Source organism: Rossellomorea vietnamensis, assembly GCF_025398035.1.
GTDB classification, from domain to species: Bacteria; Bacillota; Bacilli; order Bacillales; family Bacillaceae_B; genus Rossellomorea; species Rossellomorea vietnamensis_B.
Genome location: NZ_CP104558.1, coordinates 2,857,232 through 2,869,948 on the forward strand (window position 1 = coordinate 2,857,232; position 12,717 = coordinate 2,869,948).

The following is a 12,717-nucleotide window of genomic DNA, read 5'->3' on the forward strand; positions in this document are numbered from 1 at the left end:
AGACTAGAGTTTCGATTCTAGTCTTTTTTTTACGTCATATTGCAATAATAGGGAACCTATGCTATAATTTTATTTCGTGAGTAATGAACGCATTGCTCCTTGTTCTTTCACAAAGAAAGGACCGCATAGACCACGAGGAGGTGACATTCAGATGAGAAAGTACGAAGTTATGTACATTGTCCGCCCAAACATTGACGACGAGTCAAAGAAAGCAGTAGTTGAGCGTTTCGATAACGTTTTAACAACTAACGGCGCGGAAATCATCGAGTCAAAAGATTGGGGTAAACGTCGTTTAGCGTATGAAATCAACGATTTTCGTGATGGTTTCTATCAACTAGTTAAGATGAGCGCTACTTCTGATGCAGTTAACGAATTCGATCGTTTAGCTAAAATCAGCGATGATATTATCCGTCATATCGTTGTTAAAGAAGAAGAATAATCCGTACGTTTTTTAAGATATACACTTCTATCATCTGTTTCACGTGAAACAGTAAACTAGAAGGAAGGGGTTGATTCTGATGATGAACCGAGTTGTATTAGTAGGGCGTTTAACCAAAGACCCTGAATTAAAATATACTCCAAGTGGAGTGGCTGTTGCTTCGTTTACACTGGCTGTCAATCGTAGTTTTACGAACCAATCAGGAGAACGGGAAGCAGATTTTATTAACTGTGTTGTATGGCGTCGCCCTGCAGAGAATGTAGCAAACTTTCTTAAAAAAGGCAGCTTAGCTGGCGTTGACGGTCGCATTCAAACACGTAATTTCGAAGGACAGGATGGACGCCGTGTGTTTATGACGGAAGTTGTAGCAGAAAGCGTTCAGTTCTTAGAGCCGCGTAGTGCGAATCAAGGCGATCGTGGAGGAAGTCCGGGCTATTCGGGTGGAGGTCAGCGTGACCAAGGAAATCCGTATAGTCAGAATCAGAATCAACAACGCAACAACAATAATAACAACAACTATACACGTGTAGATGAGGATCCATTTGCAAATGACGGTCAGCCGATCGACATTTCCGATGATGATCTGCCATTCTAAACGAACGATAACGAATCCAAACAAGATAGGAGGCGAAACAAATGGCAGGAGGACGTAGAGGTGGACGTAGACGTCGTAAGGTGTGCTACTTCACAGCAAACGGAATTACACATATCGATTTCAAAGATGTTGATCTTCTTAAGAAATTCGTATCTGAACGTGGAAAGATTCTTCCACGTCGTGTAACTGGAACGAACGCTAAGTACCAACGTAAGTTGACTCGTGCGATCAAACGCGCTCGTACAATGGCATTACTTCCATACGTTACTGGTGAATAATATCATCGACTTAAAAGCAGCAGAGACTTGTCTCTGCTGCTTTTTTTATGGCTGTTTTCGTAGTATGGCTGCTTATAGATGAGTGAGTGCTGGTTGATTTCCACTGCAGGTGCTCGCTTTCCGCGGGGCGTGAGTTGAGCCTCCTCGGGCTCTGCCCTGTGGGGTCTCAACTTTCCCGCGTTTCCCGCAGGAGTCGAGCACCTTCCGCTTCAATCAACTTAATAAGCAAGAGTATATAAATATAGAAAAATATAAATACATATAAGTATTAACTCAGCATTTTTCGAAGTGTTGTCGGCTCTGTCGATTGATTTTTGTTATTACTAGTTCTGTCCTTCAAATATTACTCCTCTCACACAAACACATACTGGTTATTAGACCTTTGACGGCAGCTTTTTTACAATAACTCTTTCTAAGAAAAGATCCTTATGTGAAGATACTTGTTCCCTTTTAGTAAGGAATTAATGTCTTTTCATAATTAGAAACTCATCCTGTAAAAGCACAGAGTGGAGTGCAGCGGAAGGCACTTGACTCCTTCGGGAAATAGAGGAAAGGTCGAGACCCCGCAAGGCAAAGCCTGAGGAGGCTCGACTTCCTCCCCGAGGAAAGCAAGTGCCTGTAGCGAAACGGAACGGTCTTATTTTCACACCAACACTTATCCAACGACAATTGATTTTAAATCTATAAGAAGTAAGAATTCCCCCAAAACTATAAATAATCACAGGAAAATGTCGATGAATAAGTGTGTGTACATTGATGTTTTTTGTAGTAAAAGGGGGAATTTTGGTGAAAAAAATCAGAAAGAAAAACAAAAAAGACCATAAAAAGACATTTATTTTATCTTCCATCAGAATGAAGCTTATTGTCATCATTTCTATCTTATTTATGGTTTCCTTGGCTGTCATCATATCCATTACCAGCTGGCAGACGAGAATGAAAACAGAGGATGAAGTCATCGGTCAAACTCAAGGGATCGTCGGGGAACTCAATAATTCCGTACAGCTATTCCTAGGACAATATGAAAAGAGTATAGACCAGTACTCCGTTTCCAACTCATTGAAAAACTATGCCAAGGCACAAATGCAAACAGAAAAGGACGTAGATAATACAGAGCTATATGCGAATATCCAATCGGATTTTGATAATTATCTTGGTTTGTACGAGGAAGCCACTTCCATCTACTTTGCATCACCGAATAAGAAACTGAAAATCGTCCCTTCCGTTTCCCTGCCGAGTGATTTTGATCCGACGAGCAGAGAGTGGTATAAAACCGCTGCAGAAGCAAGGGCTGGAGTCGTATGGAGCGAACCTTATGTGGATACGGCAACGGAGGAATACATCATAACCGCCTCAAGGGCGATTGTCTCTGAAAACAAAGTGGTGGGTGTCCTCGGTGTCGATATTAACCTGTCGAAACTGACCGACCGTGTTTCCAAAATGGAAATCGGATATAATGGTTATCCGTTTTTGATTGGTCTTGATGGTACAGCCATCGTTCATCCGACCAAACGCGGTGAAGATCTGTCTACGTTACCGTTTATCAGCAAGATGTTAAAATCTGAAAAAGACTCAGATACTATCCGCTATGACTTAGATGGCGATAAAAAAATATTGATATACAGTACGGTACCGAAAACGAATTGGAAAGTGGGTTCCGCTTATAACATGGAGGATCTCATTCAATCCTCTAAAGACATTGAACATTTACTCCAAATCACAGCTCTGATCACGCTGGTCATCATGCTGGTGCTGGTTGTCATTGTAGCCAATATGATGACAAAACCGATTAAAGAGCTGCAAAAAACGGTAACCGACGTTTCGTCGGGTGATTTATCCATTCAATCTACGATCAACTCAAAAGATGAAACGGGCCTCCTGGCTACAGATTTAAATAAAATGATCGTGAATATGAAAGATACGATAAAAGTCGTTCAGGAATCGATCTATAATGTTCGGGAATCTGCCGAAGGGCTAAGTGCAGTTTCTGAGGAAACAAATGCGTCAAGTGAGGAAATGGCAAGGGCCGTAACGGAAATCGCCACCGGAGCTTCACAGTCAGCGGCTGACTCTGATCGGGCTCACCTTCAAACAGAGCAATTAGGATCGAGAATTGATGGGGTTTATGAAAAATCCAAAGCCATGTCTGAACTTGCAGGGAAAGCGGATACCATGAACCAGTCTGGATTGAATCAGGTGAAAGCATTGGAAAATGCCTATCACTCTTCCAGTGAATACATCACTTCCATGGAAAAAGTCATTCTTAGCCTGGAAGCAAAAGTGAAGACGATTGAATCCGTCATGGGAACGATCACGGAAATTTCGTCTCAAACGAATCTGCTTGCCCTCAATGCGAGCATTGAAGCGGCAAGAGCCGGAGAACACGGCAAAGGGTTCGCTGTGGTAGCCGAAGAGGTTCGCAAGCTTGCTGATCAATCCGTGAAAGCAACGGAAGAAGTCAAGCGCACGATTGTTGAGATCCAACAGGGCTCTCATCAAGCAGTGGACGAAATGGTTAAGACAAAAGAAACATTCGAGGTGCAGAATGATGTGATTCAAAAAACGAATCATGTATTTGATGAAACCTCTCAATTAATGAAATCCATGCAGCGTGAAATTGAGAATATGTATAATGAAGTGGGTCAAATCAATCTCGAAAAGGATGAAGTGGTCAATGTGATCCAAATGATGGCCGCGACAGCCGAAGAGACAGCCGCTTCCTGCGAGGAAATGAGTGCTTCGACAGAGGAGCAGGTTAGGGCCGTACAATCCGTTACAGAAGCAGCGGAGCGTCTGACGGACCTTAGCCAGGAGCTTCAGTCCTCCATTGAACGATTCAAAATTTCATAATCTGCGATAATAGGGTAGTCCTGACACATGGCCTTTCTTTATCTACTACGTATACTCCTTTTTAGAGTGAGTGCATACTAGAGTAGATGAATAGCTGTGAAGAGGGATGCCCTCTTTTTAATATGATATTGAAGGATATTCACAATTTGGGACGAGTTCGACCAGAAGTAACCCATGTTTCACTGAAAGTGGCACAACTTTGACAAAAGCCCCTTCCAAATCCCCATTAGATGAAATCTATCTTCAAAATTGATATGATAGTGCTATTGCATTGTTTAATTTATCGTAAGGAGCGTTTTGAGTGAGGAATCCCCGTGTTTTGACAGAAGGTGCGCTGATGCTCGCCATCTTTACTGTGCTAATGTTATTGAGTTTATATGTTCCGCTGATTGGGACCCTGGCATTTTTTGTGTTGCCCCTCCCTCTTATTTTATTCAGTTCCAAGTATTCGGTATGGAATTCGATCTTAGTATTGATCGGATCACTGGGTCTGTCTTTCTTATTCGGAGGACTGCTTGCATTACCGGTTGCCTTTATGGTGGCTACAACCGGGCTGGTCATTGGCTGGTGTGTAAAGGCAAGAGTGGATAAGATGAGGCTGTTTATGGCAGCAAGTCTCACACTTGTTATCAACATTGTGATCGGTTATGTTGTTTCCATTCTATTTTTAGGTGTAAATGTGATTGAAGACAGCCTGAAGGAATCGAAGGCTGCTTATTATTCATTATTTAAAACCCTCGGCCAGGAACCGGACAAAAAGCTGGTCGATAGTCTTGAGAGCTCGATTGATCTTGTTCAAACCTTAATGCCTACGTTGTTTGTCGGAATATCGGTTGTACTGGCCCTGATTTTCATCTTGATTAATTTTCCGATCATGAAGCGTCTGGGAAGAGATGTACCGGTCTTCAAGCCATTCAGGGAATGGAAGCTCCCTAAGAGCATTCTTTGGTATTATTTGATCACACTTGTGCTGTCCATGATCCTTCAGCCGGAAAAAGGAACATACGTTTATACGGCGCTGATTAATATTTTGTATGTACTGCAGACACTGATGGCGGTGCAAGGATTGTCATTCATTTATTTCTTTGCTCATCTGAAAGGCTGGTCCAAAGGAATTTTGGTATTAATTACAATCATTTCGATTCCTCTTCTTTATCTCGTGCGAATTTTAGGTATAATTGACTTAGGATTTGATCTAAGACAACGCCTGCAACGCAAGTCATAGAAATTTAAGATCCAGGAGCTGAAATCATGCCATCTTATTTTAATAAGCGAATGATCCGCTACCCATTGTACGGTCTAGCTATATTAACAGCTCTATTGTTAGTATCGGTTTCCTTTTACCAATGGATCATTTCGTTAATAGGGTTGATTGTCTTTGGAATCGTGTACTTTCTCGCTTTCTATTTTGAAAGAAGGTCACACGAAGAAACAGAGGAATATATCTCCACCTTATCCTATCGCGTCAAGCGTGTAGGGGAAGAAGCGTTGATGGAGATGCCCATTGGGATCATGCTGATCAATGATGAATATTACATAGAATGGACGAATCCTTTTCTTGCCTCTTGTTTCAATGAAGACACAGTCGTTGGAAGGTCCCTTTACGATGTGGCTGAATCACTCGTTCCATTAATCAAACAGGAAGTCGATTCGGAAATTGTGACGATTAATGAACGAAAGTATCATGTCGTATTGAAGCTCAAGGAAAAACTACTCTACTTCTTTGATGTCACAGAGCAAAAAGAAATAGAAAAGCAATATCATGATGAACGCACGAATATTGGAATCATTTTTCTAGATAACTACGATGAGTTGACGCAAGGCATGGATGATCAGACGAGAAGCAGCTTGAACAGCCTTGTGACATCCATCCTGAATAAGTGGGCGAAAGAGTACGGTGTGTTCCTGAAGAGGGTCTCTTCCGAACGGTTCATCGCCGTCATAAATGAGAAGATCCTTCAAGTACTGGAGAAGGAGAAGTTTGGGATCCTGGATGATGTCCGGGATACGACCTCGAAGCAGAATGTCCCCCTTACCTTGAGTATCGGTGTCGGGACAGGAGTCTCCTCCCTTCCGGAACTCGGGACACTGGCTCAATCAAGCCTTGACCTTGCACTTGGACGAGGCGGGGATCAGGTCGCGATTAAACAGACCAATGGAAAGGTCAAGTTCTATGGCGGTAAAACCAATCCTATGGAAAAGCGGACCCGTGTGCGGGCAAGGGTCATTTCCCATGCTTTAAAGGAAATCATGATCGAGAGTGATAAGGTCATCATCATGGGGCACAAGCATCCTGATATGGACGCCATCGGAGCAGCGATCGGGATCCGGAAAGTGGCCCAGATGAATCAGCGTGAAGGCTATGTCGTCTTGAACTTTAATGAAATCGACAACGGTGTGAAACGATTGATGAAGGAAATCAAAGCGAATTCCGATCTTCACCCACGCTTCATCACACCGGAGGAAGCACTTGAGATGGCAACGGACGATACGGTGCTCGTCGTCGTCGATACCCATAAGCCTTCCCTGGTCATTGAAGAAAAGCTATTAAACAAAGTGGATAAAGTCGTCGTCATCGATCATCATCGCCGGGGCGAAGATTTTATCAAAAATCCACTGCTTGTCTATATGGAGCCTTATGCTTCTTCTACGGCAGAGCTTGTGACAGAGCTGCTTGAATATCAGCCGAAGCATGAAAAGATCACGATGCTGGAAGCGACGTCACTCCTCGCCGGGATCATTGTCGATACGAAGAGCTTTACGCTCCGGACGGGATCGAGGACGTTTGATGCGGCTTCCTACTTGCGGGCACAGGGTGCAGACACAGTGCTGGTCCAAAAATTCCTCAAAGAGGATGTCGATACGTACATCAAGCGTTCCCGTTTGATCGAGTCGGTCAAGTTCTTCCGTGAAGGAGTTGCCATAGCGAAAGCCGAGGAAGATGTCATTTATGATCCCGTTCTCATTGCCCAGGCAGCAGACACCTTATTGACCATGGATGAAGTCATTGCGTCCTTCGTCATCTCGAAGCGGGACCCTGACACAATCGGTATCAGTGCCCGTTCACTGGGTGACGTTAACGTACAGATCATCATGGAAAACCTGAACGGTGGAGGTCATTTAACCAATGCCGCCACCCAGATCAAGCAGGTATCGGTCCTGGAAGCGGAAGAGCAGCTGAAAGAAGCACTAAATGATTATTTTGAAGGGAGAAAAGAGATATGAAAGTCATTTTCTTAAAAGATGTTAAAGGTAAAGGAAAAAAAGGCGAAGTAAAAAACGTAGCAGACGGTTATGCACATAACTTTTTATTGAAAAAGGGACTGGCTGTCGAAGCAACGAACGCAAACATGGGTCAACTTGAGGGTCAAAAGAAGAAAGAACAACAGGTCGCTCAAGAAGAACTGGGAGAAGCAAAAAAATTAAAAGGGACATTAGAAGAAATCACGGTCGAGATGAAAGCGAAGTCCGGTGAAGGCGGCCGTTTATTCGGTTCCATCACGAGCAAGCAAATCGCCGATGCGCTGAAAAAGGCTCATGACATCAAAATCGATAAACGTAAAATCGAAATGAATGACGCCATCCGTGCCCTTGGTTACACAAATGTTCCTGTGAAACTGCATACAGATGTGTCCGCAACATTAAAGGTACATGTAACGGAAGAATAGTTTTCCACTGAATATACGAAATTTGGTAACTTCATTTTGAGAAAAACATGTTAAAATGAATATAGCTTGATATAAAATGTGATCTGGATTTTATCCTGATCACATTTTTTCGGTAAAATACCATTCTTTTTTATATAGATATGAAAGTCAGGATCTGTTTGATCGTAAGGGAGGCGTGAGCATAGATGAATGAAATGTTTCAGGACCGGGTTCCACCTCAGAATATCGAGGCTGAACAAGCGGTATTAGGGGCCATTTTCCTGGAGCCCAGTGCATTGACGACCACATCGGAAATATTGATTCCAGAGGATTTCTATCGTCATTCTCATCAAAGAATATACAATGTCATGCTGAATCTGGGGGATGGCGGAAAAGCCGTCGACCTGATAACGGTGACTGAAGAACTGGCAGCAGCGAAAGAGCTCGAGGATGTCGGCGGGGTCGCTTACTTAAGTGAACTGGCCGCTTCCGTTCCTACCGCTGCGAATATTGAATACTACGCAAAGATTGTGGAAGAGAAGTCGTTACTGAGAAGGTTGATCCGTACTGCTACCGATATCGCTTCTGACGGCTATGCCCGTGAGGATGAGGTGGACAGCCTCCTGAGCGAAGCGGAAAAAAACATCATGGAAGTCGCCCAGCGTAAAAACGCCGGAGCTTTCCATAATATTAAAGATGTACTCGTACGGACCTATGACAATATCGAAACCCTCACGAATCGTAAGGGTGACGTGACGGGAATTTCAACAGGATTCGCCGATCTTGACCATATGACGGCCGGATTCCAGCGAAATGACTTGATCATTGTCGGGGCCCGTCCTTCCATGGGTAAGACAGCCTTTGCCCTGAACATTGCTCAAAACGTTGCCGTTAAAGCCAAGGAAAATGTAGCCATCTTCTCACTCGAGATGGGTGCGGAACAGCTCGTCATGCGTATGCTGTGTGCAGAAGGGAACATTAACGCACAGAATCTCCGTACCGGTGATCTGACGGATGAAGACTGGAGAAAGCTGACCATGGCCATGGGGAGCCTCTCGAATGCCGGTATTTATATTGATGATACGCCGGGGATCAAAGTAGGGGAAATCCGTTCCAAATGCCGACGACTCGCACAGGAGCACGGTCTTGGAATGATCCTCATCGACTACCTGCAGCTGATTCAGGGTAGCGGTCGCTCAGGCGAAAACCGTCAGCAGGAGGTTTCTGAAATCTCCCGTTCACTGAAAGGGCTGGCCCGTGAGCTTCAAGTGCCGGTCATCGCCTTATCCCAGCTCTCACGTGGTGTGGAGCAGCGTCAAGATAAGCGCCCGATGATGTCCGATATCCGTGAATCAGGAAGTATCGAGCAGGATGCTGACATCGTAGCCTTCCTATACCGTGAAGATTACTACGACAAAGAAGCGGAAAATAAGAATATCATCGAGATCATCATCGCCAAGCAGCGTAACGGTCCGGTTGGGAACGTGTCTCTGGCGTTCGTGAAGGAATACAATAAATTCGTGAATCTGGAGCGGCGGTTCGATGACGCTCCGGCTTAATAGAAAAAATCCAAGCTTATCAGGCTTGGATTTTTTTGTTGTTATAAGATGGTCGCATGTTGATGGGCATGAAGCCTCGTAAAGATCCCATTTTCATTAGAGAGCAACTCTTCATGAGTCCCATCCTCGGCGATCCCGTTTTCAGTGACGACGAGAATGCGGTCCGCTTTCCGGATCGTTGCCAACCGGTGGGCAATCACCAGGGTGGTCCGGTCTTTTGCGAGTTCATTTAACGCCTCTTGGATGATCGCTTCTGTCTCTGTATCCAGAGCGGAAGTGGCTTCGTCCAGAATCAGGATCCGTGGATTTTTAAGGAACATACGGGCAATGGATAAGCGCTGCTTTTGGCCACCGGAAAGTTTCAGTCCCCTCTCCCCGATCTGGGTTTCATATCCGTCTGGAAGGGATGCGATCAGATCTGTCAAATGCGCTCGTCTCGTCGCTTCCTCAATCTCTTCCTGGGTGGCATCAAGCTTCCCGTAAGCAATATTTTCACGGAGCGTCCCGGTGAATAGGAACACATCCTGCTGTACGATCCCGATCTGGGAACGAAGGGATTCTTTCGTCATCTCACGGATGTCGATCCCATCAATGGTGATGGCTCCTTCTTCTATATCATAGAAGCGGGGGATCAATGAGCATATCGTCGTTTTCCCGGCACCGGAAGGACCGACAAATGCGACGGTCTGTCCTGGTTGGATGGCGAAGGATAAATCATTCAGAATGGGCCGGTCAGGTTCATATCCAAACGTCACATCGTTAAAGGCAATATCCCCTTTCAGCGTGGACACTTCAACAGCATGGGGGCGATCCTCGATATCCGGCTCCATATCCATCAGCTCTGTGAACCGCTTAAAGCCTGCCATTCCCTTCGGATACAGTTCCAATAGGGCCGAAATCTTGTCGATCGGTTTAAAAAGAACGTTGATATAAAGGATGAAGGCGACAAGCTCCCCATAGGAGAGAGCTCCTGAAAAACTCAGCCAGGCTCCGTAAACTAAAATAATTAACGTCATCAACCGTGTGGTAATATAAATCCCGGATAAATTCACGCTCATTACGTTATAAGCCTTCAGTTTCGACTTCCGGAAAAATTGATTATTCTCGTTAAAGCGTTCCATTTCATAGGACTCATTTGTGAATGATTGAACCACTCTCGCCCCGGAAACACTGTCTTCAACGCGGCTGTTGACGTCAGCGATATTTCCGTACATCTTCGTCCAGGCCGCATTCATTTTAATATTCGAATACGAAATGAGCCACACAAGGAAAGGAACAATGATGATCGCAACCAAAGCAAGCTCCATATTGATCGAGAGCATGATCCAGAATGCCCCGATAAAGGTCATGACGGCGATAAACAAATCTTCAGGACCATGGTGGGCAAGCTCCCCGATGTCCATCAGGTCATTTGTCACCCGGCTCATGATATGACCGGTTTTCGTATTATCAAAGAAGCGGAAGGATTGCCTCTGAACATGATGAAACAATTCCCGCCTCATATCCGTCTCAATATTGATCCCAAGCTTATGCCCCCAGTAGTTCACCACAAACTGCATACTCGAACTGAGCAAATAAAGAACCAGGAGACCCGCTGAAACAGCCAGGATGGTACTCCAATTCCCCTCAGGCAATAAAGAATCAATGAACCACGATACCGCCAAAGGAAATCCCAACTCTAAAAGTCCCACCAACACCGCACAGACGAAATCAATATAAAAAAGCCGCCGGTGCGGACGGTAATAACTAAAAAATCGTCTTATCATCACATCGTCACCCCACTATTCAATTGTATGTAAAATTCAAAATGCTTATTTTAGATTAGCAAAAGATTCTACATTGCGCTATCATAACCTGCCGACACCCTATCAATTATTTATTTGTCTCAAAATTCTTTAACTAGAGGATTTCATGGATGAAAGTCCGAAATTACACGAACATAAATATAATTACCTATATAAACGTTCGTGTTTTGATTGACTTTCAGTTTTAGTGTTGATAAAATGAGTTTGTTTGATAAAAGAGGGAATACTAATTCCCGTCGGAGGTGCTTAATATGTCTTCAGTAGTAGTAGTAGGAACGCAATGGGGAGACGAAGGAAAAGGAAAGATCACTGACTTCCTTTCTGAACATGCAGAAGTAATCGCGCGTTACCAAGGTGGGAACAACGCGGGTCATACAATTAAGTTTGACGGTGAAACATATAAATTACACTTAATTCCATCAGGTATTTTCTATAACGAAAAAACATCCGTAATCGGAAATGGGATGGTTGTCGATCCGAAAGCTCTTGTGAAAGAGTTGAAGTATCTTCACGATCGCGATGTGACAACAGACAACCTAAGAATCAGCAACCGTGCACATGTGATTCTTCCATATCACTTAAAGCTGGATGAAATTGATGAAGAGCGTAAAGGTGCCAACAAAATCGGTACAACGAAAAAAGGAATCGGTCCTGCCTATATGGATAAAGCCGCTCGTGTCGGTATCCGTATCGCAGATCTTCTGGATCGTCAATCGTTCGAAGAAAAGCTTGCACGTAACCTGGAAGAGAAAAACCGCCTTTTTGAAAAATTCTATGAAACAGAAGGCTTCGATATTAAAGACATCCTGGATGAGTACTACGAGTACGGTCAGCAGATCAAGCACTATGTTGTCGATACATCCGTTGTCCTGAACGATGCCATCGATAACGGCCGTCGCGTTCTATTTGAAGGAGCTCAAGGGGTTATGCTTGATATCGATCAAGGTACATATCCGTTTGTCACATCTTCTAATCCGGTAGCTGGTGGAGTGACGATCGGTTCCGGAGTCGGCCCAACAAAAATTAATCACGTAGTCGGTGTTTCAAAAGCATATACAACACGTGTTGGGGACGGTCCTTTCCCTACAGAATTAAACAACGAAATCGGAGATCAAATCCGTGAAGTCGGCCGTGAATACGGTACAACGACTGGACGCCCTCGCCGTGTCGGCTGGTTTGACAGTGTGGTTGTACGTCATGCCCGTCGTGTCAGCGGATTAACGGATCTTTCACTGAATTCGATCGACGTTCTGACAGGAATCGAAACATTGAAAATCTGTGTTGCTTACAAATATAAAGGTGAAGTCATGGAAGAGTTCCCGGCTAACCTTAACATCCTGGCTGAATGTGAGCCTGTGTATGAAGAGCTTCCAGGCTGGACGGAAGACATCACAGGATGCAAGACGTTAACGGATCTTCCTGAAAATGCCCGTCATTACTTAGAGCGGGTATCACAATTGACAGGGATTCCTCTTTCCATCTTCTCAGTCGGACCCGACCGTTCTCAAACGAATGTGGTTCGCAGCGTTTGGAGCCCGAATTAATGA

10 protein-coding genes are annotated in these 12,717 nt (G+C 44.4%); 9 read left to right on the top strand and 1 reads right to left on the bottom strand.

Going from position 1 to position 12,717, the window contains the following annotated elements; translation table 11 throughout:
* Window positions 1-151 precede the first annotated feature (151 nt).
* From rpsF to dnaB, 8 genes are all read left to right on the top strand, one after another.
* Window positions 152-439 (top strand): 30S ribosomal protein S6, encoded by a 288-nt coding sequence (gene rpsF / locus N5C46_RS14790; protein ID WP_034764776.1) that lies wholly within the window; start codon window positions 152-154, stop codon window positions 437-439.
* Window positions 440-518: 79 nt separating this feature from the next.
* On the top strand, window positions 519-1,034 hold the full coding sequence (gene ssb, locus N5C46_RS14795; RefSeq protein ID WP_034764778.1) for a single-stranded DNA-binding protein: 516 nt from the start codon (window positions 519-521) through the stop codon (window positions 1,032-1,034).
* Window positions 1,035-1,075: 41 nt separating this feature from the next.
* Window positions 1,076-1,312, top strand: a complete 237-nt coding sequence (gene rpsR, locus N5C46_RS14800; RefSeq protein WP_034764780.1) for a 30S ribosomal protein S18 — start codon at window positions 1,076-1,078, stop codon at window positions 1,310-1,312.
* A 786-nt stretch (window positions 1,313-2,098) separates the two neighbouring features.
* Window positions 2,099-4,159 (top strand): methyl-accepting chemotaxis protein, encoded by a 2,061-nt coding sequence (locus N5C46_RS14805; protein ID WP_261749174.1) that lies wholly within the window; start codon window positions 2,099-2,101, stop codon window positions 4,157-4,159.
* A 301-nt stretch (window positions 4,160-4,460) separates the two neighbouring features.
* Window positions 4,461-5,384, top strand: coding sequence for a YybS family protein (locus N5C46_RS14810; RefSeq protein WP_261749175.1), 924 nt, complete (start codon window positions 4,461-4,463; stop codon window positions 5,382-5,384).
* A 26-nt stretch (window positions 5,385-5,410) separates the two neighbouring features.
* Entirely contained in the window at window positions 5,411-7,384 is a 1,974-nt protein-coding gene (locus N5C46_RS14815; RefSeq protein WP_224522420.1) for a DHH family phosphoesterase, read from the top strand.
* A complete protein-coding gene (gene rplI, locus N5C46_RS14820; protein WP_261749176.1) occupies window positions 7,381-7,827 on the top strand; it encodes a 50S ribosomal protein L9 in 447 nt (148 codons plus the stop codon). The genes N5C46_RS14815 and rplI overlap by 4 nt, the downstream gene beginning before the upstream one ends.
* 185 nt (window positions 7,828-8,012) lie before the next feature.
* Window positions 8,013-9,365, top strand: a complete 1,353-nt coding sequence (gene dnaB / locus N5C46_RS14825) for a replicative DNA helicase (RefSeq protein WP_034764791.1) — start codon at window positions 8,013-8,015, stop codon at window positions 9,363-9,365.
* A gap of 41 nt (window positions 9,366-9,406) precedes the next feature.
* On the opposite strand, the gene N5C46_RS14830 is transcribed toward dnaB, so the two are convergent.
* Complete coding sequence (locus N5C46_RS14830) at window positions 9,407-11,131, bottom strand: ABC transporter ATP-binding protein (protein WP_261749177.1); 1,725 nt, start codon at window positions 11,129-11,131, stop codon at window positions 9,407-9,409.
* A 290-nt stretch (window positions 11,132-11,421) separates the two neighbouring features.
* On the opposite strand from N5C46_RS14830, the gene N5C46_RS14835 reads away from it, so the two are divergent.
* Complete coding sequence (locus N5C46_RS14835) at window positions 11,422-12,714, top strand: adenylosuccinate synthase (RefSeq protein ID WP_261749178.1); 1,293 nt, start codon at window positions 11,422-11,424, stop codon at window positions 12,712-12,714.
* The last annotated feature ends 3 nt before the right edge of the window (window positions 12,715-12,717 follow it).

What these genes read in the sequence shown, in the direction of transcription:
- rplI (WP_261749176.1), top strand. Translation starts at nt 7,381, where the DNA reads ATGAAAGTCATTTTCTTAAAAGATGTTAAAGGTAAAGGAAAAAAAGGC.
- dnaB (WP_034764791.1), top strand. Translation starts at nt 8,013, where the DNA reads ATGAATGAAATGTTTCAGGACCGGGTTCCACCTCAGAATATCGAGGCT.
- N5C46_RS14815 (WP_224522420.1), top strand. Translation starts at nt 5,411, where the DNA reads ATGCCATCTTATTTTAATAAGCGAATGATCCGCTACCCATTGTACGGT.
- rpsF (WP_034764776.1), top strand. Translation starts at nt 152, where the DNA reads ATGAGAAAGTACGAAGTTATGTACATTGTCCGCCCAAACATTGACGAC.
- ssb (WP_034764778.1), top strand. Translation starts at nt 519, where the DNA reads ATGATGAACCGAGTTGTATTAGTAGGGCGTTTAACCAAAGACCCTGAA.
- N5C46_RS14835 (WP_261749178.1), top strand. Translation starts at nt 11,422, where the DNA reads ATGTCTTCAGTAGTAGTAGTAGGAACGCAATGGGGAGACGAAGGAAAA.
- rpsR (WP_034764780.1), top strand. Translation starts at nt 1,076, where the DNA reads ATGGCAGGAGGACGTAGAGGTGGACGTAGACGTCGTAAGGTGTGCTAC.
- N5C46_RS14830 (WP_261749177.1), bottom strand. Translation starts at nt 11,131, where the DNA reads ATGATAAGACGATTTTTTAGTTATTACCGTCCGCACCGGCGGCTTTTT.